The organism is Streptomyces sp. NBC_01591 (genome assembly GCF_035918155.1).
Taxonomy (GTDB): Bacteria; Actinomycetota; Actinomycetes; order Streptomycetales; family Streptomycetaceae; genus Streptomyces.
This window is the reverse complement of the sequence record NZ_CP109327.1, coordinates 558,584-584,668: the sequence shown is the minus strand read 5'-3', so window position 1 is coordinate 584,668 and position 26,085 is coordinate 558,584. Positions and strand designations below refer to the sequence as shown.

The 26,085-nt window shown below is 66.2% G+C and carries 17 protein-coding genes and 11 pseudogenes; 18 read left to right on the top strand and 10 right to left on the bottom strand.

Translation table 11 applies throughout. The annotated features are described in order from the left end of the window. Nucleotides 1–524: 524 nt before the first annotated feature. Nucleotides 525–923 (bottom strand): helicase associated domain-containing protein, encoded by a 399-nt coding sequence (locus OG978_RS02930; protein WP_326763661.1) that lies wholly within the window; start codon nucleotides 921–923, stop codon nucleotides 525–527. Next, on the bottom strand, nucleotides 884–1,213 hold the full coding sequence (locus OG978_RS02925) for a hypothetical protein (RefSeq protein WP_326769913.1): 330 nt from the start codon (nucleotides 1,211–1,213) through the stop codon (nucleotides 884–886). Before OG978_RS02925 ends, OG978_RS02930 begins: the two co-directional genes overlap by 40 nt. On the opposite strand from OG978_RS02925, the gene OG978_RS02920 reads away from it, so the two are divergent. Next, a complete protein-coding gene (locus OG978_RS02920; RefSeq protein WP_326770314.1) occupies nucleotides 1,208–1,333 on the top strand; it encodes a hypothetical protein in 126 nt (41 codons plus the stop codon). The genes OG978_RS02925 and OG978_RS02920 overlap by 6 nt on opposite strands. A gap of 44 nt (nucleotides 1,334–1,377) precedes the next feature. Here OG978_RS02920 and OG978_RS02915 read toward each other — a convergent pair. Next, nucleotides 1,378–1,428 (bottom strand): annotated as a pseudogene (locus tag OG978_RS02915) (hypothetical protein); the annotation flags it as partial. A 675-nt stretch (nucleotides 1,429–2,103) separates the two neighbouring features. Here OG978_RS02915 and OG978_RS02910 point away from each other — a divergent pair. The 11 genes and pseudogenes from OG978_RS02910 to OG978_RS02865 all read left to right on the top strand — a co-directional run. Continuing rightward, entirely contained in the window at nucleotides 2,104–2,628 is a 525-nt protein-coding gene (locus tag OG978_RS02910; protein WP_326763660.1) for a hypothetical protein, read from the top strand. A gap of 256 nt (nucleotides 2,629–2,884) precedes the next feature. Next, a pseudogene (locus tag OG978_RS48195) lies at nucleotides 2,885–3,085 on the top strand (IS630 family transposase); the annotation flags it as partial. 383 nt (nucleotides 3,086–3,468) lie between these two features. Continuing rightward, complete coding sequence (locus OG978_RS02905) at nucleotides 3,469–3,648, top strand: hypothetical protein (RefSeq protein ID WP_326763659.1); 180 nt, start codon at nucleotides 3,469–3,471, stop codon at nucleotides 3,646–3,648. 122 nt (nucleotides 3,649–3,770) lie between these two features. Next, a complete protein-coding gene (locus OG978_RS02900; RefSeq protein ID WP_326763658.1) occupies nucleotides 3,771–5,147 on the top strand; it encodes an IS1380 family transposase in 1,377 nt (458 codons plus the stop codon). A gap of 849 nt (nucleotides 5,148–5,996) precedes the next feature. Next, a complete protein-coding gene (gene ltrA / locus OG978_RS02895; RefSeq protein ID WP_326763657.1) occupies nucleotides 5,997–7,259 on the top strand; it encodes a group II intron reverse transcriptase/maturase in 1,263 nt (420 codons plus the stop codon). Nucleotides 7,260–7,440: 181 nt separating this feature from the next. Next, nucleotides 7,441–7,794, top strand: coding sequence for a group II intron maturase-specific domain-containing protein (locus tag OG978_RS02890; protein WP_326763656.1), 354 nt, complete (start codon nucleotides 7,441–7,443; stop codon nucleotides 7,792–7,794). A 175-nt stretch (nucleotides 7,795–7,969) separates the two neighbouring features. Beyond that, a pseudogene (locus OG978_RS02885) lies at nucleotides 7,970–8,914 on the top strand (ISAzo13 family transposase); the annotation flags it as partial. 59 nt (nucleotides 8,915–8,973) lie between these two features. Further along, nucleotides 8,974–9,276: pseudogene (locus tag OG978_RS48190) on the top strand (transposase domain-containing protein); the annotation flags it as partial. Nucleotides 9,277–9,320: 44 nt separating this feature from the next. Continuing rightward, nucleotides 9,321–10,331 (top strand): IS4 family transposase, encoded by a 1,011-nt coding sequence (locus OG978_RS02880; RefSeq protein ID WP_326769912.1) that lies wholly within the window; start codon nucleotides 9,321–9,323, stop codon nucleotides 10,329–10,331. Nucleotides 10,332–10,348: 17 nt separating this feature from the next. Then, a pseudogene (locus OG978_RS02870) lies at nucleotides 10,349–11,085 on the top strand (ISAzo13-like element transposase-related protein); the annotation flags it as partial. A 7-nt stretch (nucleotides 11,086–11,092) separates the two neighbouring features. After that, a pseudogene (locus OG978_RS02865) lies at nucleotides 11,093–11,608 on the top strand (IS3 family transposase); the annotation flags it as partial. Nucleotides 11,609–11,624: 16 nt separating this feature from the next. Here OG978_RS02865 and OG978_RS02860 read toward each other — a convergent pair. Next, the gene (locus OG978_RS02860) at nucleotides 11,625–12,821 is read right to left on the bottom strand and encodes an IS110 family transposase (RefSeq protein WP_326763654.1); all 1,197 of its coding nucleotides are present in this window, start codon (nucleotides 12,819–12,821) and stop codon (nucleotides 11,625–11,627) included. Between the two features lie 228 nt (nucleotides 12,822–13,049). Here OG978_RS02860 and OG978_RS02855 point away from each other — a divergent pair. Next, nucleotides 13,050–13,439, top strand: a pseudogene (locus OG978_RS02855) (transposase); the annotation flags it as partial. Here the strand turns inward: OG978_RS02855 and OG978_RS02850 are convergent. Both OG978_RS02850 and OG978_RS02845 read right to left on the bottom strand, forming a co-directional pair. Further along, nucleotides 13,388–13,867: a DUF6207 family protein gene (locus OG978_RS02850; RefSeq protein ID WP_326763653.1), complete on the bottom strand. Its 480-nt coding sequence runs from the start codon at nucleotides 13,865–13,867 to the stop codon at nucleotides 13,388–13,390. The pseudogene OG978_RS02855 and the gene OG978_RS02850 sit on opposite strands and share 52 nt — an antisense overlap. 410 nt (nucleotides 13,868–14,277) lie before the next feature. Then, on the bottom strand, nucleotides 14,278–14,919 hold the full coding sequence (locus tag OG978_RS02845; protein WP_326763652.1) for a ScbR family autoregulator-binding transcription factor: 642 nt from the start codon (nucleotides 14,917–14,919) through the stop codon (nucleotides 14,278–14,280). Between the two features lie 570 nt (nucleotides 14,920–15,489). On the opposite strand from OG978_RS02845, the gene OG978_RS02840 reads away from it, so the two are divergent. Beyond that, the gene (locus OG978_RS02840; protein ID WP_326763651.1) at nucleotides 15,490–16,176 is read left to right on the top strand and encodes an HAD family hydrolase; all 687 of its coding nucleotides are present in this window, start codon (nucleotides 15,490–15,492) and stop codon (nucleotides 16,174–16,176) included. A gap of 122 nt (nucleotides 16,177–16,298) precedes the next feature. Beyond that, nucleotides 16,299–17,678 (top strand): IS1380 family transposase, encoded by a 1,380-nt coding sequence (locus tag OG978_RS02835; protein ID WP_326763650.1) that lies wholly within the window; start codon nucleotides 16,299–16,301, stop codon nucleotides 17,676–17,678. Nucleotides 17,679–18,087: 409 nt separating this feature from the next. Here the strand turns inward: OG978_RS02835 and OG978_RS02830 are convergent. The 3 genes and pseudogenes from OG978_RS02830 to OG978_RS02820 all read right to left on the bottom strand — a co-directional run. Beyond that, nucleotides 18,088–18,927 (bottom strand): annotated as a pseudogene (locus tag OG978_RS02830) (IS701 family transposase); the annotation flags it as partial. A gap of 24 nt (nucleotides 18,928–18,951) precedes the next feature. Continuing rightward, a complete protein-coding gene (gene ltrA / locus OG978_RS02825; protein ID WP_442817644.1) occupies nucleotides 18,952–20,739 on the bottom strand; it encodes a group II intron reverse transcriptase/maturase in 1,788 nt (595 codons plus the stop codon). Between the two features lie 617 nt (nucleotides 20,740–21,356). Continuing rightward, nucleotides 21,357–21,446, bottom strand: a pseudogene (locus OG978_RS02820) (transposase); the annotation flags it as partial. A 252-nt stretch (nucleotides 21,447–21,698) separates the two neighbouring features. Here OG978_RS02820 and OG978_RS02810 point away from each other — a divergent pair. Both OG978_RS02810 and OG978_RS02805 read left to right on the top strand, forming a co-directional pair. Further along, nucleotides 21,699–22,639: pseudogene (locus tag OG978_RS02810) on the top strand (IS630 family transposase); the annotation flags it as partial. A 366-nt stretch (nucleotides 22,640–23,005) separates the two neighbouring features. Further along, complete coding sequence (locus OG978_RS02805) at nucleotides 23,006–23,509, top strand: hypothetical protein (protein WP_326763646.1); 504 nt, start codon at nucleotides 23,006–23,008, stop codon at nucleotides 23,507–23,509. Nucleotides 23,510–23,785: 276 nt separating this feature from the next. Here the strand turns inward: OG978_RS02805 and OG978_RS02800 are convergent. Further along, nucleotides 23,786–24,693, bottom strand: a pseudogene (locus OG978_RS02800) (IS630 family transposase); the annotation flags it as partial. 194 nt (nucleotides 24,694–24,887) lie between these two features. Between OG978_RS02800 and OG978_RS02795 the strand changes: the two are divergent. Next, the gene (locus OG978_RS02795) at nucleotides 24,888–25,721 is read left to right on the top strand and encodes a PIG-L family deacetylase (RefSeq protein ID WP_326763645.1); all 834 of its coding nucleotides are present in this window, start codon (nucleotides 24,888–24,890) and stop codon (nucleotides 25,719–25,721) included. Nucleotides 25,722–26,085: the final 364 nt, after the last annotated feature.

The window sequence follows — 26,085 nt, the reverse complement described above, 5'->3', positions numbered from 1 at the left end:
CGCGATGCCCCTCTTCGGTCGTGCCTTTCGCATCCGTCCCGGCCGTCCCTGCGGCACCACACGCCGGCAACCACGTTACGCAGACATCCCGCCCGTGAAGAGGTCCGGCGTTGCACCGGACCAGGCAGTCGTCAGGCCCCTCATCAGCGGTCAAGCGGTGCCCCGAAGCCCGGCGGCAACACCCCCCAGGTCATCGACTTCGACAGGGGGCACACAGCCATACCGGACCCGGGGGCCAGGCGCCCCATTTCGGGGCCACAGAAAAGGTAACGGGGCGAGCGCGGGGCAGGGGCACAGGATTTCGTACAGAGAGTCGCCCAGGGGACTGCTGTCCGGCCCGGCGGGATGCTGTCCGGGCGCCCCGCGTCCCCCGACCGCCGTCGAAGGCGGCCAGCTTGGAACAGGGAGCATGGTCGGGTCCATGGCGTTGCAGCGGTCGGACGTCCCTGCCCTCCCACTTCGCTTCCAGGGGCTTGCGCCAGCCTTGGGGCGGGGGCCAGGGGACGTTCACTGCCGCGCTCGATCTACCAGCGCATACCAAGCTGATCGAGGTCCGCACGGCGCTGCTCGGGGAGTTTCGCGGCGCGCTTGCGGACGTTGTCGAGCCATGTGCCGAGCTTGACCACCACGAGCCCGTCAGTACCGGCCTGACGGTCTCCCAGCCCGTTCTCCGTCTCCAGGTGCTCAGCATGCTTGCGCGGTACCCGCAGGTGCCCTTCACGGGCGTGGTACTGCCGTGCCGCCGCGAGGTTGAGGGCCCACATGGTGTCCTGCGTCCGCTTCACCGGCCGCTCGTCTTCCTCGGCCGGTGTGATCTCGAGGGTGTTTTCCAGGATCCACTGCTGTACGGGCAGGAGCTGTTCCCACCCGTACCGCTGCGCACTCACCCACCGTCCGAGGTTCTCGCCCTGGACGACGACCACGCCCGCGGCCGTGGGGAGTGTTCCGCCGGCCTGGACGTGGTTCTGGACGAGGCGGTAGCAGCGCTGCCACCCGGTGTCCCATACCGGGCACCACCCCGGATCGATCGCGTCAGCTCGTCCCGCCGCGCCTCAGTCATCGCCCCGGCGGCCGAGGGGACGGGACGGCCGGCCTCGCGCAGCTCCTCGTTCTCCCGCGCCCTACGAGCCGCGGCCCTCGAGTTCTTCGCCCAGACCCCAATGGGGTGCCCCTCCCACACCGCGGTGGTCGGAGGGAGGAAGTGCCCGTGCACCGCGGCGTACTCCTCGGCGACGGCCACCCCGTCCGCCCATGCCGCCTCCTGCTCGGACCACACCATCCCGAGCTGCTCCAGCTCGGCCACCCGCCCGCCGTCGGCGTCCCGGCCGTGTAGGCGCGGCGCTGGTCGGCGATCCACTGCCCGAGCGGATACCCGCCGACCCCACCCCAGTCCTCCGGCGTGACGAGCGTGTACGGCACCCGCAGCACACCGTTCCCCGACTCGCGCAGCCACCGCCCGGCCGCCTCGATCCCACGCCGCCAGCAGCGCCCACAGGCCGTGGGACAGGTCGAGCGCGCCCACGATCAGCCGACCGGCCGCCAGGGCCAGCGCGATTTGGACGGCGTTCTGGAAGTACACCGATGCGGCGTGAGATGGCCTGCAGGCGGCGTGCGTAGAGCGAGAGCGCAGGCTGCCCTTTGTACCAGAACAGGCCCGGCCGGTCCGCGCCGCGTCCACGGGTACGGGCGCCCCGAGCGCGATCCGCGCCGCCGTGACCAGGAGAGCCCCGGTGTACGCGATGTCCAGGGCGATCGCGCCGCCGCGCACCACGGCCGCGCTGCTCGCGCCCCGCGTCGGCGAGCGGATGCGGTGGGCCTCGAAGTCCGCCGCGGCGGCGGTGTACGGGGCGTCGGAAGGCGCCGGGCCCCGGCCGGACAGCCCGAGGGCGACGTCGTTGGATGCGGTGGCACCACATCACCCAGGGTGGGGGTGCGAGGCGGCGCATCCGTGGTGAGGATTGATGTGTGAGGGCGATGTCGCCCCATGATTCTGGCGCTTGGCGACCCTCGCATCGATCCGTGGCAGGAGAATCTCACGATGACTGCGACGACAGGTGCAAACCAGCCAGCTCAGCCCGAGCGCCCGGGCAGGACGGATGGGGTGTGTGGCGAGTTCACCGTCTTTACCAAGATCAAGCCGGCCACGCGGATGCACTGCGTGAGGATCTCGCCACGCTCGCCAGCGGGTCGGATGACGCGGACAACCGTGCGGCGCTGCACCAGATCGGCACCCTGCACGACGCACGGCACGTGATCTTCGACAACGACACCCGGTTCATGTTCGCCAGCGTCTTCGACGGCTCCTGGGACACCTACATCGACGACTTCGCCAGGACGGTAGTCGGGGCCCACTTCGACAGGATCTTCTCGCACAGCGAAGGGTTCCCGGGCATCGCCGATCCGGGGGTGAAGGACTGGTTCGTCGCCCACCAGGAGCCCGCGGGGATCTTCGTCAGCTCCTATCCCGAACTGACCGTTCAGCAGATCTGGAAGGACCACCGAGTGGACGAGGCGTTCGAAGAGGTGCTGGACACGCCTGAGTTCCGGGCGGCGCTGGACAACCCGGCGAACGCCGAGTTGGTGGCCACGCCAGCCTTCCAGAAGTTGTTGAAGGAAGCCTCAGCCTAGCACCCGAACACAACCAACCCACTCGGCCCGGCCCAGTGAAGCCGGCCTCGTCTGCCTGTTTGTACAGGCAGAGCACCCGGCCGGTGTCGGCACCGAGACGGGTCGTCAGCAACTCCTCGGTCGCCCCCCGCCTCCCGCAGGGACAGCATGCTGAGATCGCCCTTCAGGTCCGCAGGCGCGCAGATGCCGGTCCAGGCCGCCAGATGCCTCTCGCCCGCATCGCCCGCCGCCCCTTCCTCGTCCAGCGGGACCAGCTGGGTATGCGCCCGACCTCAACCCGGTCGAGGGCCTGTGGGCGCATATCAAGCGGAGCCTGGCCAACCTGGCCGCCCGCACCCTCAGCGAGCTGGAGACTCTGCTCCGCAGGCGGCTCAAGGCGCCGCAGTACCGGCACAGCATCCTCAGCGGATTCCTCGCCGGGACGGGCCTCGCTCTCAACAGACCGGACGGACCCTAACCTTGGGCTTTCACGAGCGGGCTTGTGCGGGTCTTGATCAGATAGGTGGAGAGTGCTGCTGAGCTGCAACGATGGGACTTGCCAGGGGTTCTGCCCGCTGCAAGGAAAGAAGCATTCTCCAGGTGAACGAGCGCATCGGGCCGTACCCACCTGCCCGAGCCCTTGTCGGCGGTGGCGCGGGGTCTCGTAGGCGCCCGCAAAATGGCTGGTCACGGGTGCGGTCTGTGCAGGACCCTGAGCGTATGCCTCGACGTCTCATGTTCGTGCAGTTGAAGACTGGTTACAACACCGACCGCGGACCCTCGTGGATCGGGTGGGTGGACTTCTCGAAGACCTGGAGCACTGGGTACTTTCACGGGAGGACACTGCGCCGGGCAGGGGGGATGTTCGATGCGAACTTCTACGACGTGCAGACCAACGAGGAGTTCTGGGTCTCCGGGCCGAAGCGGGACCGCACCGACACCCGCTACGGCCCCTCCAACCCTGAAGTCGATCCGGAAGCCGTCGAGACCTATCACGCCTTCCTGGAGGGTGCGCCCCTGCCGGGCCGGGAAAACGGCTAACCTCGCGCCCTTGCGAGCGGGCTTGTCCGGGTCTTGATCAGATAAACGGAGAATGCTTCTGACCTGCAACGATGGGACTCGGTGAGGGTCCTGTCAGCTGCAAGGAAAGAAGCACTCTCCAGGTGAACAAGCGTATCGGGTCGTATCCGCCTGTCCGCGTCCAGGGCGACGGCGGCGCGGTGGTCTCGCAGGCCGGCGGGGTGCTGCTGGCGGAGACCGTCCGCAAGACCGGTCTGGACACGGCGATATCGGCGGCGCTGGCGCCGTGGCGCAAGCCGCGGGCGGTGCACGACCCGGGCAAGATCCTGCTGGACCTCGCGCTGGCGGTCGCGCTGGGCGGGGACTGCTTGTCAGACGTGGCGGTGCTGCGGGCCGAGCCCGCGCTGTTCGGACCAGTGGCCTCCGATCCCACCGTCTCCAGACTGGTGGACACCCTGGCCGGGGCCGGCTCTCATGCGCTGGCCGCGATCCGCCGGGCCAGGGCCGAAGTGCGCGAGCACGTATGGAAGTTGGCCCAGGCCGATGCCCCCGACGCGAACGGTCAAGTCATCGTGGACATCGACGGCGTGCTGGTCCTGGCGCACTCCGAGAAGCAGGACGCCACCGCGACCTGGAAGCGAACCTTCGGGCACCATCCGCTGGTCGCGTTCGTCGACCACGGGTCGGCCGGGTCCGGGGAGCCGGTGGCCGCCCTGTTGCGGCCGGGCAACGCAGGCAGCAACACCGCGGCCGACCACATCACCACCACCCGGCTGGCCCTGGCCCAGTTGCCCAAGCAGTACCGGCGCGGCCGCCGCACCCTGATCCGCACCGACTCCGCCGGCGGCACCCACGAGTTCCTGGACTGGCTCACTGCGCGCGGCCGGTGGCTGTCCTACTCGGTCGGTATGACGATCACCGACGCCGTCCACCACGCTGTGCTGCGGGTCCCGGACTCGGCCTGGACGGCAGCGGTCGAACCTGACAGCCAGCTCCGCGACGGCGCCTGGGTGGCCGGACTGGCCGGGGACCTCCTCAAGGGCTGGCCGGCCGGGATGCGGTTGATTGTGCGCAAGGAACGTCCCCATCCCGGAGCGCAGTTGAGGTTCACCGACACCGACGGCATGCGTCTGACCTGTTTCGCCACCAACACCACCGGCACCGCGATCGCGGCCTTGGAACTGCGGCACCGCCAGCGCGCCCGCGCCGAGGACCGGATCCACGCGGCCCGCGACACCGGCCTGCGCAACCCGCCCCTGCACCACACTGCCCAGAACCAGGTCTGGCTGGAGATCGTCCAGCTCGCCCTGGACCTGCTGGCATGGATGCCGATGCTCGCCCTGACCGGCACGGCCCGCCGCTGGGAACCCAAACGCCTACGGCTGCGACTGTTCACCGCCGCAGCCCGCCTGGTCACCACCAGCCGCCGACGCATCCTCCGCCTGGCCCGCCACTGGCCCTGGACCGACACGATCACCAGCGCCTTCGCCCGGCTCCAAGCCCTGCCGAACCCCAACTGAACAGCAACAACGACCCACCCCGACCAGCAGCCGAATGCCCTCGGAGCCGTGGAACCCGACGCCCACCCGACGCGACAGCCGGGCCATCAACATGCACACAGCCGCCCCGACAAGCCGAAACGGCCCACCGGAGAAACCAACGGACCGTCACGAAACATCGAGGTCAGTGAGCGCCAGGCCCAACAGGTCCTGAAGGCGCTCGGGGACAGGATGGAAGAGGTCGGGCTGCGGCTGCACCCCGACAAAACCAAGATCGTGTACTGCAGTGTGTCCCGAACGCGAAGGGAAGCTTTATGTAGGTAGAGCGACTTGATGCGGTGCTGTGCGGAAGATGAAGGAAGGCCCTTCGAAGTCGCCCTGCGGGGGGAGGCTTCAAACCGCCTCATGCTGCGTTGGATTGAAGACCGTCGTGGTGAGCGATGAGGAAAAGGCGTCGTAAGAGACGTCAGGTAGGGATCAGGAAGACGAGCGCAAGCGAATCGTTGCTGACGTGTCGTAACACGAACAGCTGACATCAAAACCGGGATGTTGCAGTTATCCCGGGACAAGTCTGGCGGGTACCCGCTCATTGGCCAGGCGGTGTCCGGCATGTAGACGACGTGATCCTGATCTGCCGCTTCCGTACGGAACGGGAGAAGGCGTGCCCCGATGCCGTCAACCCTCGGGTGGGCGAAAGGGAGCGCCCCAAGTGGCAGAAACCACAAGGGGCTGAGTACCGAGTCGGGGTCCGCTGGCGGACCGGTTCGTAGTAGTGATGAAGCTCCTGTAATGGGAGTGGAGCCAAGGGGCCGGGCTGTCCGTGGCTGTTGTTCGTTCGATCAACCGGGCTGAGTGCCCGGGAGGAGTCGCGTGGACGAGTTGAAATCGTCAGGCAAGCCGTTTGAAATTTCGAAACGGGCTGTCTGGGAGGCATACAAGAAGGTCAAGGCCAACAAAGGGGCGCCGGGGGTCGACGGGGTATCGATCGAGGAGTTTGAGAAGGATCTCAAGGGAAACCTGTACAAGATCTGGAAAAGGATGTCCTCCGGTTCGTACTTCCCGCCCCCGGTGCAGGCCGTGGAGATCGCCAAGGCGCATGGTGGTGGCACCAGGATTCTCGGGGTGCCGACTGTGGGCGACCGGATTGCGCAAACGGTAGTGGCCCAGGTATTGGAGCAGAAGGTCGAGCCGATCTTCCATCCTGACTCCTATGGCTACCGGCCGAGGCGCTCGGCGCTGGATGCAGTCGAGGTCTGCCGGCGACGTTGTTGGAAAGCCGACTGGGTGATCGATCTCGACATCCGGAAGTTCTTCGACAGTGTCCCGTGGGACCTGATCGTCAAAGCGGTAGAGGCCAACACTGACCTCCCGTGGGTGGTGCTGTACGTGCGACGGTGGCTCAATGCCCCGCTGCAACTGCCCGACGGGACCTTGCAGCAGCGCGACCGCGGGACTCCTCAGGGTTCAGCGGTTTCACCCGTACTCGCCAACCTGTTCCTCCACTACGCCTTCGACACATGGATGGCCAGGAAGTTCCCGGCCATCAGGTTCGAACGCTATGTGGATGATGCAGTGTTGCACTGTTTCAGCGAACGCCAGGCACGTTTTGTGCTCAAGGCGCTTATGGAGCGAATGGATGAGGTCGGGCTGGCGCTGCATCCGGAGAAGACCAGGATTGTCTATTGCCGGGACGGGACGCGGCGTGGCTCGCATGAGTACACGTCGTTCACCTTCCTGGGATATACGTTCCGGGCTCGTGGAGCGCGGGACAGGGAAGGGAAGATGTTCACCTCGTTCCTGCCTGCGATCAGTAAGGATGCCTTGAACAGAATCAGTGCAGAAGTGCGGTCCTGGAGGCTGCACTCACGCACTGGTCACACCTTCATGGACCTCGTGCGGGAGATCAACCCGATCGTGCGAGGTTGGATTAACTACTATGGCGCTTTCTACAGATCGGCGCTGTATCCGCTCCTGACGCGCATCAATGCCTACTTGGTGCGTTGGATCCGTCAGAAATACAAACGGCTGCGGTCAAGGAAGAAAGCCCAGGAAAGTTGGCAAGGGATCGTCAAGCGATACCCTCGCCTGCTTGTGCATTGGCAATGGGTTCCTTCGGTACCGCGCGTGTGGTGACCAGGACAGTAAGAGCCCGGTGAACTGAGAAGTTCACGCCGGGATCTGTGGGAGCCCGGGGGTGAGATTCCCCCGGGCCACCCGACAGGACGGGAATCGCCGAAGCTCCTACGAGCACACGGCGTTCACGTTTCTCGGGTACACGTTCCGTGCCAGGAAGAACCGGAGCCGACAGGGAAATGTGTTCCTGGCGGTCGACCCGGGGATCAGCAAGGACGCCCTGAAAAGGATCGGCCGGGTAGTGCGGAGCTGGCACCTACATACCCGCACAGATCTGACCTTTCAAGAACTCGCCCGATGGGTCAACCCCAAGGTAGCGGGCTGGATCAATTACTACGGCCGTTTCAGGCCCTGGGAACTGATCCCTTTCATGGTGCGCATCAACGCCTACCTGGTGCGCTGGATCCGCAAGAAGTACAAACGGCTCGCGGCCAAACGGAAGGCGCTCGCGAAATTGCAGGAGATCGCTCGGCGATATCCCCGCATGTTCGCGCACTGGCGCCTTGCCCCAACAGTGAGCGCCGTACTGGTCTGATGATCAGGACGACAAGAGCCGTGTAACGGGAGACTGTTAAGCACGGTTCTGTGAGGGCCGAGGGGTGAAATTCCCCTCGGCTACTCGGCGACGCGCTGGTGAGGAGCTGTCAGTAAATTACTGACGGTTTCGATGCGGCTGCCGTACGTGCCGTGATACGTGGTCTGTTGTGGGGATTTCTGAGGAGGATCTGGCGGTCCTGGACGTGAAGTTCGCGGCGTTGTTGCCGCATCTGGATGAGCGGCAGCGTCGTTTGTATCTGGCGTCGGAGGCCGAGGCGCTGGGGCACGGCGGGATCGTGGCGGTGGCCCGGCTGGCGGAGGTCTCGGAGTCGACCGTCGCGCGGGGATGCGCCGAACTCGCCGGCGGGGCGGAGTCGTTGGGCCGGGAGCGCCGGCCAGGCGGTGGCCGCAGGTCGGCTGCTGAGCGGGACCCTGGTCTCCGGCCGGCGCTCGAGGCGTTGATCGAGCCGCGGGAGGTGGGTGATCCGGTGTCTTCGTTGCGCTGGACGACGGCGTCGTTGCGGTACCTGGCCCGAGAGCTGAGCGATGCGGGGCATCCGGTCAGCGCTCCGGTGGTCGGCGGGCTGCTGCGGGAGATGGGGTTCAGTCTGCAGGGCATGGCCAAGACCCGGGCCGGCTCGCAGTCCCCGGACCGTGACGCCCAGTTCCGGCATATCAACGCGGCCGCCGAGCTCTTTCTGGCCCGCGGCCTGCCCGTGGTGAGCGTGGACGCGAAGCAGAAGGAGCCGATCGGCGAGTTCGCCCGTCCCGGCCGCACCTACCGTCCCAAGGGTGATCCGATCACCGCTCCGGACCATGATTTCACCGGGCCGGACACCCCGATCGCCATCCCCTACGGCGTCTACGACCTTGGACGAGACACCGGCTGGGTGAACGTGGGCACCAACCGCAACACCGCAGCCTTCGCGGTGGAGTCCCTGCGCCGCTGGTGGAACGACCAGGGCAAGGCGGACTACCCCGGCGCCGGCAGGCTGCTGGTCACCGCGGACTCCGGCGGAGCGAACTCCGCCGGCTCCCACCTGTTCAAGATGGACCTCGCCGCCTTCGCCGACGAGTCCGGCCTGTCCGTCACCGTCGCCCACTTCCCGCCCGGGACACAATGCCGTTGTTTGAAGGTTCATTGAGTTGGTGGTGACGGACTGAGCGTCGCGCCGTTATGCGGGGTGTGCATCCGTGGAGCGGGGTATCTGAGCGAGTACGGCTGGGCTTGATCACGCAGTGGGTGACGCCCGAGTTGGTGGACGAGGTCCTGTCGGAGTGTCGCAAACGGGACCGTCGGCCGGGAGCGTTGCCGTCGGGGTTCATGGTCTATTTCACACTCGCACTTGCGCTCTTCCATCAGGACTCCTACGACGATGTGGCAGAACAACTGGTGGGCGGAATGAATGAGTTGAGCGGGTGTATCCCGCACAAGGCGTCTTTCGCCCGGGCTCGGGAGCGCCTGGGACCGGAGGTTGTTGAGCGGATCTTCCACCGCCTGGCCGGCCCGCTGGCCCCTGCGGGCTGGCCGGGTCCTTCTACCGGGGGATGCGTCTCGCTGCGGTCGACGGGTTCCTGCTGGACGTGCCGGACAATGAGGCCAACCGACGTGCCTTCGGCGGCCCGAAGGACTCCAGCGGGAAACCGGGCGGGTTTCCGCAGGTGAGAGTCGTGACGCTGACCGAGACCGGCACGCATTCTTCCATCGACGCCCGGGTGGGCGGCTACAACAGCGGTGAACGCGACCCAGCCGTGGCAATGGCTGCCTCGGCCTCCGGGATGCTCGTGATCATGGACCGGGGGTTCCCCGGGGTGGAGTTATGGAAGGCGTATATCGGCGCCGGTGCCCACCTCCTGCTGCGGGCCCGCTCGTGTGTGGCACGCCGCCCAGTACGACACCTGCCCGACGGCACCTACCTGGCGCGCATGAACCTCGCGGGGCAGAAGGGCGCCCATCCGGGCGGTGTGCTGGTGCGCGTGATCGAGTACCGCGTCGACGGAGGCGAAGTGATCCGGCTACTGACCGACCTCTTCGACAACGACGCTTACCCAGCAAGGGAGTTAGCGGTCCTGTATCACGAAAGGTGGGAGGTGGAATCAGCCTATCGGCAGATCAAGACCTTCCAGCGGGGCCGGCAGGAAGTTCTGCGATCCACCGACCCACAGCTGGTGCGCCAGGAAGTGTGGGCGCATCTGGTCGTGCACCACTGCCTGACCGGCATCATCATGCAACTTGCCGACAGCAACGGCATCGACCCGGACCGCATCTCGTTCGTCAAGGTCCTCAAGCACACCCGACGCAGCGTGGTCTGCCAACTCGCCGACACCCCGCCGAAGATCCGCAGGTTCCTGACAGCACTGGCGGCGAAGGTCCGGCGGAAACTCGACAGCGGCACCCGCCGACTGCGAGAGGCGGACCGTTTCCTCAAACGGCCCAACTCGCTGTACTCCTACCGGCCGAAGGGTAAACCGAAAGCCCCACCACGCCGCGTACTCGCCAGGACAATCACACTGCAGGCGACGATAGTTCAGTAGTCAAACAACGGCATTGGCCCGGGACATCGAAATGGAACAAGGTCGAACACCGCCTGTTCTCCCGCATTACCCACAGCCTGCGCGGCCGACCCCTGACCAGCTACGAAGTACTGATCCAGACGATCTCGGCGACCCGGACCCGCACCGGACCGACCGTCAAGGCCGCACTGGACGAGAACACCTACCCCACCGGCCGCAAACTCACCCGGGCCGACCGCAAAGCGATCACGGAGCGCGTCACCCGCGACGAGTTCCATGGCGAGTGGAACTACACGATCACCCCGCACAAGCTGCCCGATCCGCACCCGAGCCAGCACCGCCGCCGGTCCCGGCCGAGGCGACTTTCCTCCTCACCCACCCTGTCCTGACCGGCCTGACACGCGAGGAGTTCGACCAGTTCGTGCTCCAGCTCGAACCATGTCGCCAGATCCTGGCCGAGGCCCAGCGCCAGAACGAAGGGCGGGACCGGCGCGGCCGCAACCCCGGATTCGGCATCCTCGACCACCGCCACCGCGTCCTGGTCGCCCTACTCAGAGTCCGCAACACCGTCACCCTGACCCTGATGGGCAAGATCCTCGGACACGACCGCAACACGCTGAGCTACCACGCCATGACGAGCAGGCCACTGCTGGCCTTCGCCGGAACCGACCTCACCCCCACCCTCACCCCACAGACGCATCCACCACGCACACTCGAAGCTCTGCAAAAGGTGATCACCGACCACGACAACAAGATCAAATCAGGCAGTAGTTGATTGACGGCTCCTGAACCGCTGCCAGTTCGTTGAAGATCACCAGCGCCGGTTCGGCGTCACGCGGTTGTGCTCGTTGCTGGGAATCGCCCGCTCGAGCTTCTACTACTGGCGCCGCACCGCGGCTGCACGGACGGCCCGGCAGGCCGCCGAGGCCGAACTCGCGGCCCGGATACGCAAGGTTCACCAGGACTCCGACGGCACCTACGGCGCCCCGAGGATCACCGCGGAGCTCCGCGAGGACGGCGGCCTGGTGGTCAATCACAAGCGGGTCGCGAGGATCATGCGGACCGTCGGCCTGGAAGGCGTCCGCCTGCGGCGCCGGCACCGCACCACCGTCGCGGACCCGGCCACGGCGAAGGTGCCGGACCTGATCGGACGCGACTTCACCGCGACCGCGGTGAACGCGAAGTACGTCGGCGACATCACATACTTGCCGGTCAGCGGCGCGAAACCGCTCTATCTCGCGACCGTGATCGACCTGTGTTCACGCCGTCTGGCCGGGTGGGCGATCGCCGATCACATGCTTCCTAATGCTGTTGTCAAGCGGCTGTGATCGCAGCGGGTGTGACTTCGTAGCACCGTCGGTCACGGATCAGGGCCCATAGGACGTTGACGCGTCGGCGGGCGAGAGCGAGCACGGCCTGGACATGCTTCTTGCCCTCGGCGCGTTTGCGGTCGTAGAACTTCCGCGAGTTCGGGTCGAACTGAACGCTCACCAGCGCGGAGGTATAGAAGACGCGCTGGAGTCTTCGGTGGTAGTTGTTCGGCCGGTGGAGATTGCCGCTGACCTTGCCCGAGTCACGAGGCGCGGGAGCGACGCCGGCGAAGGCCGCCAGCGCGTCAGCTGAGTCGAACCCGTCCAGGCTGCCGCCGACCGAGGCGAGGAACTCCGCGCCGAGCACAGCACCGATACCCGGGACGCTCTGGACTATGTCGGCGAGTTCGTGTTCGCGAAACCGGCCCTCGATGAGCTTGTCCATCTCGGAGATCTGCCCGTTGAGGGCCATCACCTCCGCGGCCAGGGTGTGGACCAGCTTCGCGATGGTCTTCTCCCCGGGGACAGCTGTGTGCTGGCGCTCGGCGGCCTCGACGGCCGTTTCGGCAAGGGATCGCGCGTTGCGGACCTTGCGATTGGCCAGCCACTTCGTCAGCCGCGCGGTGCCGGCGCGACGGATCGAGCCCGGGGTCTGGTAGCCCGCAAGGAGCTTGAGCGGTCCCGTATTGGTCAGGTCCAAGGCCCTCTCCAGGGCCGGGAACATACTCAGAAGTGTGCCGCGTAGCCGGTTCACCGCGCGGGTGCGGTCCTCGACCAGGTCACCGCGGCGGCCGGTCAGCAGCTTGAGCTCGATGGCGATTTCGTCGCCGGGGCGGATGGGTCGCAGGTCGCGTCGCATCCTGGCCTGGTCGGCGATGACGTAGGCGTCGCGGGCGTCGGTCTTGCCCTCACCTCGGTAGCCGTCGGATGCCCGGTTCACCAAGCGGCCCGGGATGTAGAGGACTTCCTGACCGTGGTTGATCAGCAGGGCCAGCAGCAGCGCGGGCTCCCCGCCGGTCATGTCGATGGCCCAGGTCACCTGCTCGCCGCCGGCCAGGGCCAGGACGTCCCCGATCAGCTTCAGCAGCTCGGGCTCGTCGTTGGCGACCCGCCGCGACAGCAGTGTCTTTCCGCTGGAGTCCAATGCGAGGCAGTGGTGGTGGCCCTTGCCGCTGTCGATCCCAGCCCACATCCGGCTCATCCCGCTCCTGACATGCTCGTTCGAACGATGCGTACCACGGACGACCTCGCCGGCATTGCTCTACGCAGCGACTTGTTCGCACTTCCTAATCGGCGGCCGAGTCGTCGTGGGGAGCCGGGCGGCCAAGCATGTGGAGCCACAAGGCGGCAGCGCACCGAGAGCCACACCCGCCTCCCCTGGGTGCCGCAACCCTACGAATGACTGGGGCCTCCCAGGAAGAAGGTAGAGCGCACCGAGCTCGTCATCGATGCCCTCCAGGCTGCCGAGCGGACCCGCGGGAGCCTGGCCGGGGCGGTGATGCACACCGATCACGGCTCGCAATATACGAGTCGAATCTTCGCTGAAGTCTGCAGGTCAGCTGGGGTGCGGCAGAGTATGAGCGCGGTCGGGTCCAGCGCGGACAACGCCGCCGCCGAATCGTTCAACGCCAGCTTCAAAAGAGAGACATTGAAAGGCCGAAAGGGCTGGTCGAGCGAGCGTGAGGCCCGACTCGACGCCTTCCGCTGGCTGACCCGATACAACACCCGACGCCGGCACTCCCGCCTCGGACAACGCTCCCCGATCGCTTACGAGAACACCTTCCAAACAACATCAACTACCCTGACCCGAGCCGCATAGACGTGTTCAAGATCCGGGGTCAAGGCCCCTGCGCTGGTTTCCTTGTCATCAGCATGCTGCGGATATTGGCAGACACCACTGACAAAGACTCCGACCGGAACAATTAAATGCAAACACTCAAGAATTCTGAATTCCTGTAATCCGGTTTCGGCACGGGCCGGCTCATCCGGCGGGGTGGCGGATGAGTGCGAACAACCGCGCCTTGACTCCGGGATTACCTGCCCTCGGACGCACATGTCCGTTCCTGATGTCGCCCAGAGTTGGTCTGGCACGGACATGACCGCGTGGGCAATCCCGTCGTCGGCCGTGGTGATGTCGAAGACGACAAGACCGGGCTCCCTGAGATGCTGTTCGTGGATCGGTTCCATGTCCGTACCGACGAGGGTCACCCGCCAGGTTCTTCCGAGGCCGGCCTGATCCGCTGTCACGGGTGACACCACATCACCTGCTCTCCATCGCGATGAGCCGGGGGAAGCCGTGGCCGCGCGGCACATCATGCATCGTGCGCGCAGCACTCAGCCACGTCCTACGTCGTGGTGGACTGCCGTCGCGGCCTGGTTCGATGTAAGGGGCAGCCGCGCCGACGAACCCTCGCCGACGGCATGTGAGCCCTGGTCCCGAGCGGCCGCTGTGAATCAGTTCGCTGTGAATCGACAGCGGTGACGAGTCGCTGCCAGGCCCTGTCAGGGGGCGCAAGGTGGACCGGGCGAGCCGGTGGGCCAGACCGTGAACGGCTCGGACAGCGACGTTGATGAACAGTCGCTGGATCTCGTTGCAGGACAGCAGGATGACGTTGTCCGGCCCGGGGCGCCGGGACCAACGGTTCGGCCCGGGAGGTTCATCCCGTGGGCGCCGGCCGGTGGTGCGCCAGGGCCCGCGCCACCAGGGCGGCGGGCTCGGGGCGTGCCTGCAACGACTTCAGGATCAGCAGCCACCACCGGTGCAGCCGGTCGGAGAGGTCCTCGTGCTCCGGCATCTCCTCGGTGAGGCCGTACAGCCCGAAGAACGCGCACACCAAGGTAGTGGCGGTGCCCGACGGCTCGACTTCGTCGGCCAGTTCGCCGTCGGCGCGTGCCTCGGCCAGAAGGCGCGTGACGGCAGCCGTCCAGACGGCGAAGGGCGTGGGTATGGCGACGTCGATGGTGCGACGCTCAGCCCACAGACGCGCGCCGGCCCGGGTCATGACGTCGTCGCGCAGTGCCTTGGCGATATCGAAGCTGAGGGCGACCAGCTTCTCCAGCGGCGGTATCCCGGGGGCGGCATAGCGGTCGGCCAACAACGGCCAGGCTGCGAACTGTTCGCGCACGACCGCCAGAGCGAGTTTCTCCTTGCTGGAGTAGTGGAAGTAGACGGCTCCGCTGGTGCGCCCTGAAAGGTCGCTGATCTCATTGATGCTTGTCCGTGCGTACCCTTGTTCAACGAAAAGGTGCGCTGCCGATTCCAGTAGAGACCTTCGGGTCGCGCGTGCCCTGTCCTGCATGTGTGTTCCGCCTTCGTTCGTCAGTTCCCATTTTCTTGATCCGGGAGAGTCGTGCGCCGTGGCGCACTTACGGCGCTCCGTGCCGTTAATGCGTGGAGATTATTATGTTTCTGGGTCGTACGTGAGTACGGTCAATTGCGGAAATTCGCGCTTCGCCGGTGCTGCCGAGTGCGGTCACCGGTCTCCGGGGTTCGGCGTCTACGGTCAAGTCCCCTTTTTTCCAATGGAGTTGGAGGGATCGAGGGTCTCACTCGCCCGTTGCCGGTTGTCGCGCGCGCATCGCGAGTACTTGGTAATGAACGTGCCGTCAAACACTCAAAATGATGATTGCGCCTTCTCGGCTGGGAAATTAACGTAGTCATCACGATGTTTCTGGGGTCATCCGGAGAAGATCGGACGATGTCCGTCGCTGGAGGACCCGGAGGCGAAGCATCGGCCTTCACGCGTGGTCGAGCGGGGCTCGTTCGACAGCGCACCTTCTGCGGCCGAGCGGGCCTCTCCGCAGTCCCCTGCTTCTTACTGCAAGCACTGACGACGCGGGGCGGCGCGCTCTTCGAGAACGGCAGGCAAATGACACCTCGTCGCATCTTCATCTGGTCCCCGGCTGCCATGGTCTTCGACTGTGACGGAACCCTCGTGGATACCGAACGACACTGGCAGGACGCGCGCAGCCGGGTCTTCGGAGAGTTCGGGCTGAAGCCCCGCCCTGGCTTTGCCGAGCGGGCCAAGGGCGTGCACTACACCGAGTGCGGCAGCCTCATGGCGAGAGAGACCGGGAAGCCGCAACTCGCCGACGACATGACGCATGCGCTCTTGAGGCACTTCACGGCGCTCGTTGCCGAAGACCCCGTGACCATGCCGGGTGCGGCGGCACTGGTCCGCCTCGCCGCCCGCCATATCCCGCTCGCGGTCGCCAGTAACTGCCCGTTGGACGTGGTCGAGTCCAGCCTCGCCCGGGTCGGCCTCCTCAGCTATTTCGCCCATGTCGTCGTCGCGGGTGATGGACTGCTGCCGAAACCCCATCCGGACGTTTACGCCACCGCAGTCCGCCTGTGCAGCGTGCGGCCGGAGGACGCGATGGCTGTGGAAGACTCGGTCACCGGCGTCGAGTCGGCCCGGAGAGCAGGCATGCGCGTGCTCGGCGTGGGACCTCGACCGGCCGAAGAGGGGGCTGACCAGGCCGACCTGTGGCTGCGCACTCTGGCTGATCCGGAACTCCAGGCATGGGCCCATGCGTGGGCGGACGGGACCGCCTAGCCTCGCGCTTTCATGAGCGTGCTCGTCCATGCCTTGATCAAATAAGCAGAGAGTGCTTCTGACCTGCAACGATGGGACTTGTCTAGGGTCCTGTTGGCTGCACGGAAAGAAGCACTCTCCAGGTGAGTAAGCGTATCGGGTTGTACCCACGTGTCCGCGTCGAGGGCGGCGGCAGAGGGGCGGTCTCGCAGGCCGGGGCGGTGCTGCTGGTCGAGACGGTCCGCACGTTGGGCCTGGACGATGCGATATCGGCGGCGCTGGCGCCCTGGCGCAAGCCGCGGACGATGCATGATCCGGGCAAGGTCCTGCTGGATATCGCACTCGCGACGGCTCTGGGCGGGGACTGCCTCGCTGATGTCGCCATGCTGCGGGCCGAGGCCGACGTGTTCGGTCCAGTGGCATCGGACCCCACGGTCTCCCGGCTCATCGACGCGCTCGCCGCGGCCGGGCCGAAGGCGCTCACCGCGATCCGCGCGGCACGAGCCGAAGTGCGCACGCGAGTATGGGAGTTGGCCGGTGAAGACAATCCGGCCGCCGGTGGCAGCGTGATCGTGGACATCGACGGCGTGCTGGTGCTTGCGCACTCCGAGAAGCAGGACGCCACCGCGACCTGGAAGAAGACCTTCGGTCACCATCCGCTCGTTGCGTTCGTCGACCACGGCCAGGCCGGTTCCGGGGAACCGGTGGCCGCGCTGCTGCGGCCTGGCAACGCAGGCTCCAACACCGCGAGCGATCACATCGAAACCACCCGCCTCGCCCTGGCCCAACTGCCCAAACACCTGCGGCGGGGACGGCAGACGCTGGTCCGCACCGACTCCGCCGGCGGCACCCACGCCTTCCTCGACTGGCTCTCCCGCCGCGGCCGGTGGCTGTCCTACTCGGTCGGAATGACCATCACCGACGCCATCCACCAGGCTGTGCTGAAGATCCCGAAACGGGCCTGGACACCGGCCTACGACTCCGACGGCACCGAACGGCCCGGCGCCTGGGTCGCAGAGATCACCGACATGCCCGACCTGAGCACCTGGCCCAAGGGCATGCGGCTGATCGTCCGCAAGGAACGGCCACACCCCGGCGCCCAGTTGCGCTTCACCGACGTTGACGGGCTGCGACTGACCTGCTTCGCGACCAACACAAAGGGCGGCCAGCTCGCCGACCTCGAACTGCGTCACCGCAGGCGGGCCCGCTGCGAGGACCGCATCCGAAACGCCCGCGATACCGGCCTGCGCAACCTGCCCCTGCACGACACAGCCCAGAACCGGATCTGGCTGGAGATCGTCTCCATCGCGCTCGACCTCCTCGCCTGGATGCCGATGCTCGCCCTGACAGGCGAAACCCGCCGTTGGGAGCCGAAGCGCCTCCGCCTCCGCTTGTTTTCCGCCGCCGCCCAGCTCGTGAACACCGGCCGCCGCCGCTGGCTCCGCCTGGCCGCCCGATGGCCCTGGACATCCGTGATCACCAGCGCCATGGACCGGCTCCAGGCCCTACCGAACCCCGGCTGACCAGTAAATTCACCCGTCCCAACAACCTGCACGACCACCCCGGGAGTGGAACCCGGCGCCCACCCGACGCGACAACCGGGCCACCAACATGCCCTCGCACATCCGCAACAGCAAAACGGCCCGACGGAAGAACCGACGGACCGTCATGCAAGATCGAGGCTAGTACTCCAGTCGTGCTTCTCCATTTGTCCTGGTCACAGGGCTCTTTTGAAGTCTATCGAGCTGACACTCCGTCAGAGTGGTGGTGGTTCGTGACTCACCCGATCGGGGTTGGTGCGGCGCTGGTAGTGGCAGTGGCGGGCGGTGGCCTGGTGGCGTCGGCGCCAGCGGGACCAGTGGAGCCGGCGCGCGGGTGACTGGTGCCGGGCTGCGGGGGGATGGGCAAGGTCCAGGAGCCGTCGGATTTCAGTCAGGGTGAGGGGAACGAGGCTGCTCGAACCGCTTCTTCGGCCCCTTTTTCGAGGGCCTGGGCTGTCATCGCCGCCAGGAAGGCGTGCGCGAGCATGGCCAGGGTGATGTGGCGGTACCAGCCGACGTAGCGGCGGACTTCGTACTGGTCCAGGCCGCATTCGTTCTTCGCGGCCTGGAAGCACTCCTCGATGGCCCACCGGGCACCGGCCACCCTCACCAGCTCGAAGACGGTGGCTTGCGCCGGCGCGAAGGCGAGGTAGTAGGCGACCTCTTCGGGACGCGCCAGGCTGTGGCGGGCCAGCACCCAGCGGTAGTGGGTGGGATCCGTGCCGTCGATGGTGGGCAGCTTGGCTGCTGCCCAGTCGTAGACCCGCGGTCCCTTCGCGCCATCCCCGCAGGAGATCCGCTCCCAGGCATCGGCCGGGGCGCCGGTCAGTACGTGGTCGATGCGCCAGCTCCCCGCGGGCGATTTGACCTGCTGCGACTTGGGCACCGCCAGGAAGTAGCCGACACCGGCCTCCTCCGGCATCCGCCGGAAGTGGCACTCCTGCCCGTAGGCCGCATCCGCGGTCACCCAGGCGATCGGCAGCACGGAGTCCAGGGCCCGCCGGACCATGGCGCGTGCGAGTCCCGGCTTGGTCGCGAAGGACTTGCCCTCGGGGATCCGGGCGGCGCGGCACCGGTCGGGATCCTCGGTCCAGGACTTGGGCAGGTAGAGCTCGCGGTCCACCAGCGCCCGGCCCTTGGCGGAAGCGTAGGCGGCGAACAGTCGGGTAGCGGGGACGCATTGCTGCGTCCCCGCCCCCTCAGAACCGGCCGTGCGGGCTTTCCCCGCAGCTCGGCTCAAGCAAGCCCCGAGGGCTCACAGACGTGCAGTGTTGCAGGAGGCATGGACAAGACGGAGTTGCACTCCGTCCGACGTGTCGATCCCGCGGTAGGCGATCTTCCTGGTGGTGATCGCCTGGCGGGTGCCCCGCAGCCATCGCTCCCACTCGGTGGGGCTGGACGGCGGGGCGTCGGCGTGCAGCAACGGGCCCCCGCAGATCAGACATTGCCCGTTCTGCGCCTGGAGCAGGCGTAGAGTGGCGCGGTTGATCGGCGGTGGTGCGCTGGTGCGGCGCCGTTCGGCCCAGTAGGAAGCCAGGGCTGGGTCGTCCGGAGACGCCGAGCCGTGGACCATCTGGTGTCGGACGATCTTCGTCCAGGCGAATTTCAGCAGGTAGGCGCCGCTGTCGCGGTCGCCGAATACCCACTGGTCCTGCCGGGACTTGTTGAACTTGCCGTAGTACCGGGCGGTGACCCAGTGCCGGGGCTTGTTCGGGTGAGCGCGGGTCGCCCACTTGTAGGTGAGCTTCCACATGTAGTCGTCCAGCGCGGTGAAGACCTCGCTGGCGACCACACTCCGGTAATAGGCCGACCACCCCCGGATAATCGGGTTGAGCCGTTGCAGCACCGCCGCGACATTGGCCCCACGCAGGGACCGCACCTCGGTGCGCAGCCTGTTCCGGATCCGTCTGACGGCTTCACAGCTCGGCTTGATCAGCAGCTTGCCGTGATAGCGGCGGATGGTGAAGCCGAGGAAGTCACAGCCCTCTTCGAGGTGGACGACGCGCGTCTTGTCCTCGTTGAAGACCAGTCCTCTCGGCCTCAGCCACTCGGCAAGCCGGGCCTTGACCTGTTCGGCCTGTTCCCGTGAATGGCACAGGGCGACAAGATCGTCGGCGTATCTCACCAGCAGCGGGGAGCCCGGCATGGTGTCACCGGCCCGGCGGCCGGTCTGCCGGTACCGGACTCCCGCAGCCGTCTCCATCCCGTGCAGAGCGATGTTCAAGAGCACTGGACTGATCACGCCACCCTGCGGAGTTCCCTCCTCGGTGAGCGTGAACCGGCCCTCTTCGACCACACCCGCCCTCAGCCACTGCCCGATCTCTTCCCGCGCGGGGAATGTGCCAAGCTGCTGGAGAAGGCGGTCGTGATCGATTCGGTCGAACGCCGTTGCCAGGTCCGCGTCCAGTACCCACCGGCGGCGGGCTTTGCTGCCCTTCGCCGTCCAGTAGATCGCCGCGATCGCGTCCTGACAGCCGCGGCCGGGCCGGAAGCCGTACGACTTCGGCTCGAACCGCGCTTCCCACTCCGGCTCCAGTGCCTGGGAGACCCGGGCTTGTTCCACCCGGTCCAGGATCACGGGAATGCCGAGAGGGCGTCTCTTGCCGCCTGGCTTGGGGATGTATACCCGCTTGACGGGCCTGGCTCGGCCCGGGCTCATCCGGTGCTGGACCCAGTGGGCCAGCTCCGCCTTGCCCGGGGCGGTCAGGACAACCCGACCATCGATTTCGGCCGTCTTGCGTCCTGCGTTGATCTCCGTGACCCGTCGCACGCTGACCAGCGTGTTGGCCCGAGAGCGGAGCATCAATTTCTGCAAGTTGCGGACCTTCTTGAGGTCCCCTGCCTGCGATGCCGTGAAGATTCTCTGCCTCAATCGCCGTACTGACTCTTCCTGGGCCTGCCAGTCGATGGCATCCCAGTCGAGAGGGTCCTCCGGTCCGTTCACCGGGTCGGTGCTGATCGCGGCCGAGTCGGCAGCGGGTATGACCGTCACGGTGTCCAACTTGTCCTTCGGTTCCGGTTCCTGTTCGGTGGAGTTCTTCACAGGCTCACCCGGCCCACGTCAGCACCCTTTCGGGTTCGGGCATCTACCCGTATCCGGCCAGTTATGTGGGACTCGGCGGAGGTGCCTATGTTCTGTCCCGGTTTCCTGCTGCCTTTCGGCTACCGGCGTTGGCTTCTTGGGCCGTCCTGCGCCCGCTGGGGAGTTGGGCCTTCCTTGCGGTTGGCTGACCAGACCGGTTGGTCTGGACCCCAACGGGGTTGTCGCGTTCCGCACGTGTGAGATGCGACCGGGGTGGGCGCCCTCATTACCCCGGGACGGTGGTGTCCTCCCGGCCGACTCGGTGTCTTCGACCGGCACCTGCCGCTTCTCAGCGGCCAGTCCTGCACCCCGCTGTTGCTTCCCATCTGCGAGGCTTGCCATCACGGAGCATCGTTGAGGATTCAGTGAGCTTCACCCGTCCGGTCTTCCCCTTGCCTGTGACACCCGGATGGAACGGGCGTCCTTGGGCTTCTTCCCCGAGCTTCGCACCCCGCCGTTACCAGCGACGCACGTCGGGAAGGGGACAGGCCTTGGACACTGGCCCGGGTTACGTACTCGGCGTCATGCCGACCTCCTCCCTGCGTAACCACTCACAGCGTGCGACCTCGCGTCGCACCACCGATCTGGCAATTGTCGATCTTCCCCGACGTGCCGGTGTACTGCCGGCCAACCCCCGCCGATGTGGTGCCCTTCTTGATGAGTTGGGTCGGGGACGGGACGCCGTGCACCTTTTCGGGTGTCGGTTCTCCCATCCCCGCCCGCCGAACCGGACGTGCCCATTGGCCGAGCATCCGGCTCTCCACGCGATCCGATGGATCAGGCGAGGTATTCGCTGACCTGTCCGACGAAGGTGAGGTTCCCCCGAGATGCGGGGAAAGGTGACAGCAGGTCAGATGGGTCTCATGAGAGGAGCCCAGACGATGCCTGCCCCGAGGAAATATCCGCTGGAGTTGCGTGAGCGGGCGGTGCGGCGGTCGGTGGAGCGCTGGCGGCGGCAGTGGCGGGAGCGGGGCGAGGCTGGTGTTCGATCGAAGGGTTCACCCGGACGTCCGAGGCTGTCTGGGGAGCAAATATCCCTGTTGGAGGGTGAGTTGGAGCGTGGTCCGCTGGCTCATGGCTGGGCGGACCAGCGATGGACGCTGGCTCGGGTGAAGACGTTGATCGGGCGGCTGTTCCATGTCAGCTGCACGGTGGAGGGGACATGGCGGCTGTTGAAGCGTCATGGCTGGTCCTGGCAGCAGCCGGCTCGCAGGTTGATCGAGTGGGATGACAGCGCGATGGAGTTGTGGAAGAAGGAGGTGTGGCCGCAGGTAAAAGCAGGGCGGCGGCCCGCGGAGCCTGGATCGTCTGTGAGGACGAGGCCAGCCAGTCGCTGAGGCCGCCACGAGCGAGGTCCTGGGGTCGGGTCGGTCATACTCCGGTCGTTCGCGTCCGGGGCCGGGGATCCGGGCGGGTTTCGATGGCGGGAATGGTCTGTTTCCGCCCCGGAGACCGGTCCCGGATGATCTACAGCTTCCGCGTTCATCGGGGCCGCAAGGGTGAACCCAAGGGTTTCAACTGGCGGGACTACCACGATCTGATCGTGAGGGCGCACAACCAGCTCAAAGGGCCCATCGTTTTGCTCTGGGACAACCTGCGTACCCATCTCATGCCGCAGATAGAGGAGTTCATCGCCGCGAACGAGGACTGGCTGAGCGTCTTCCACTTCCCCTCCTACGCACCTGATCTCAACCCGCAGGAGGGCATCTGGTCGCTGGTGAAGCGGACCATCGGCAACCTCGCCGCCGCGAACCTCGACCAGCTCGCCACCGCCGTGAAGCGCAGCCTCAAGAGAACCCAATACCGCCCGCACCTCATCGACGGATGTCTCATAGGCACCGGCCTGCCCCTGGACACCTGACACGACCAGCCGACATCACACATTCAAGTTCAGTAGCCGTCGCGCGAAGCTGATGACAGCTGCGCGCGAGGGTGAGTCGTTTGATGAGCACACCGGTCTGCCTGCTTCCGAGTTGCGGGCCATCAAGCAGCAAACTACGTGGTATGACCTGGCGCACGAATACACCGAGCAAAGATGGGAGCGCACGCCAGGGAACACCGCCGCACCCTGGCTGATGACTTCGCCACGGTCACGCCCGCCCTGGTACTCCCCGGCGCAACGTAGTCCGAGCCGCGGGTACTGCGGCGTGCCCTGTACTCGTGGGCATTCAACAAGAAAGCCTGGCAGCGTGAGCCCGCCGAGGGGTGGCTCCACGCGCTGGACTGGATGAAGCGGAACTCTCTACCGGCCAGCGCCCTCGCGGAAGCCGACGTTCTGAGGCGGGCCCTCGATGCGCTGTGTCACAAACTGGACGGCAAGGCGGCTGCGGCCAAGACAGCCCGACGCAAGAGGGCTGCGTTCAACGAAGGTCTCAACACTGCGGTGGAGAAGGGGTACTTCGCGGCTATGCGGCCAGCTGAGGTCATCCATCTTCGGATCGATCAATGCCACTTGCCGAAGACTGGATGGGGGATGCTCAATCTCTCGGGTGGGGTTGTCACGTCTGGCAAGGAGTGGACCGACGACGGTGAGGTGCGCGAGGTGCACTCGCTCAAGCGTCGCGCGGCAAGCGCGACGCGGCCTGTTCCCATCCCGCCGCAATTCGTACGCATGCTGCGTGCCCATGTGAAACGGTTCGACGTGGCACCTGACGGCCGACTCTTCCGGGACCAGGCTGCCAACTACGTGGACGTTGCCGCCTACGGCATCACGTGGGCGCGGGCCAGGTAGCACGCCCTGACTCGTACTGAGCGCACTTCTCGCCTGGTCAAGCGACCTTACGATCTCCGGCACGCCGGGATCTCGTTCTGGCTCTACTCCGGAGTGGACCCGGCCGAATGCGCCCGTCGCGCAGGCCAGAGCATCGAGGTTCTCTTCCGCCACTATGCCAAGTTCCTCGACGGCCTGCGAGAGCAGGCGAACCGCCTCATCGAGCAGTCCATGAACGAGTGGCAGCGCCTCAGCCAAGGTGAGGCACTCTAGTGTGATGCGCCAGAAAAGCTGATCTTAAGTCTGCTGCTGGTTTTCGGTGCTGGGTGGGCTGATTTTGGTGAGGTAGTCGGCGAGGGACTTGAGGATCTCGTCGGCGGTCTTGGTCCAGGTGAACGGCTTCGGGTTCTCGTTCCAGGTGTCGATCCAGGCGGTGATGTCCTTCTCCAGGGCTGTCACGGAGGTGTGGACGCCGCGGCGGATGAGTTTGTCGGTCAGCAGGCCGAACCACCGCTCGACCTGGTTCATCCAGGAAGAGCCGGTCGGGGTGAAGTGGACGTGGAAGCGGGGGTGTTTTCCCAGCCACGTCTTGATCTCGGCGGTGTTGTGGGTGGCGTAATTTGTCACAGACCAGATGGACGTCGCGTCCGCTGGGCACGGCCTTGTCGATCCGGATCAGGAACTTCTTGAACTCGATGGCGCGGTGCGGCGAACAGGCTGGTGATCCCGTGCCGGTAGTAGTCGTGGGTGCGGCGTTCGGGCATGCCCGGCATCATCGGCAGTACCGGCTGCGAGCGGTCCAGTGCCTGGATCTGGCTCTTTCCATCGACGCAGAGAACCACCGCCTTCTCCGGCGGCTGGTGGTAGAGGCCGACGACGTCGACGACCTTGGCGACGAACTGCGGGTCGGTGGACAGTCTGAAGGAGTCCTGCAGGTGGGGCTTGAGGTCGAACTTCTTCCAGATCCGCCCGACGGTCGATTTCGACAGCCCGCTGTGCTTCGCCATCGAGGCACGCGACCAGTGCGTGTCCTTGCCCGGGACGGACTCCAGAGTCGCCACGAGTACGTCCTCGACCTGGTCGAGCAGGACCGAGGGCGGCCTGCCGGGGCGGGGCTCGTCCGTCAGTCCGTCCAGACGCAGGGTGATGAACCTGGAGCGCCAGCGGTTCACCGTCGCGTGGGCGATGCCGAGTTCGGCCGTGACCTGAAAGGCCAATTGGCTGCGCCGGGAACAGCGGTCCGGTTGGCACGGTTGCATCGACCGAGGGACCGGCGCCGTACGAGCGGGGAGACACGGAGACTGCAAGGGTGTCCGCCCCGCCAGGATCCGGGCCCCAGGGTCGCGGTACGCCCGTCGCGCCCTCGGACCAACCCGTATTTCTGCAGGAGGACTGTTTCATGATTGACCGGCTCTTGACGCTCATGGCAGTACACGCCCACCCCGACGACGAGGCCACCGGAACCGGAGGGGTCCTCGCGCGGTACGCGGCGGAAGGCATCCGCACGGTTCTCGTGACGTGTACCGATGGCGGTTGCGGTGACGGGCCGGGGGGTGTCAAGCCGGGCGATCCCGGGCACGATCCGGCGGCCGTCGCCCTGATGCGCCGCCAAGAACTCAAGGCGAGCTGTGACGTCCTGAAGGTCAGCGATCTGGAGACGCTGGACTATGCCGACTCCGGGATGATCGGCTGGCCGAGCAATGACGCCCCCGGGTCCTTCTGGCAGACCCCCGTGGAGGAAGGTGCTGCCCGACTTGCGGAACTCATGCGTCACTACCGACCCGATGTGGTCGTCACCTACGACGAGAACGGCTTCTACGGCCACCCCGACCATATTCAGGCCCACCGCATCACGATGGCGGCGCTGGAGATGACCGCGCTGACACCGAAGGTGTACTGGACGACGATGCCTCGCTCGATGATGCAGCGGTTCGGGGAGACCATGCGCGAGTTTCACGAGGACATGCCGGAACCGGATCCTGCCGAGGCCGCCGCGATGGCCGAGATCGGCCTGCCCGACGGTGAGATCACCACATGGGTGGACACCACCGCATTCAGCGGTCAGAAGTTCGATGCGCTGGCCGCGCACGCCAGTCAGGGCGAGAACATCTTCTTCCTCAAGATGGGCAAGGAGAGATTCGGCGAGTTGATGGGCATGGAGACCTTCGTACGTGTCAAGGACGCCACCGGCGCGGCCGTACCCGAGAACGATCTCTTCGCCGGACTGCGCTGATCCGCTGTGTGTCGTCATTACCGTGTTGGCGCCGGCGTGGACTGGACAGTTCGCCAGCCGGGTGGCGGCCGGCACGGCACTGGGGCTCCTGCCCGCAGTCGGGCTGCCCACGATGCCCGAATGTCGCAGAGCGGGATCCGTGAGTGGCGACAACTCGCCATGGACGGGCTGCTGTTTGCGGGGGTGCTTCGGGTCGCTTCGGAGTCGGCCTGCTTTGCTGTCCACATGACCGTGTTGTGTGAAGACGCAGGATGCTCGGTCCGGCCAGTTGGTGACATCCTTCTCTGGAGGACCCTCGGGCTGTCTGTCGAACTCACCGTCGCTGAACGCACGTCTGGGCTGGTTCCGGTCGGGGGTGAGGAGT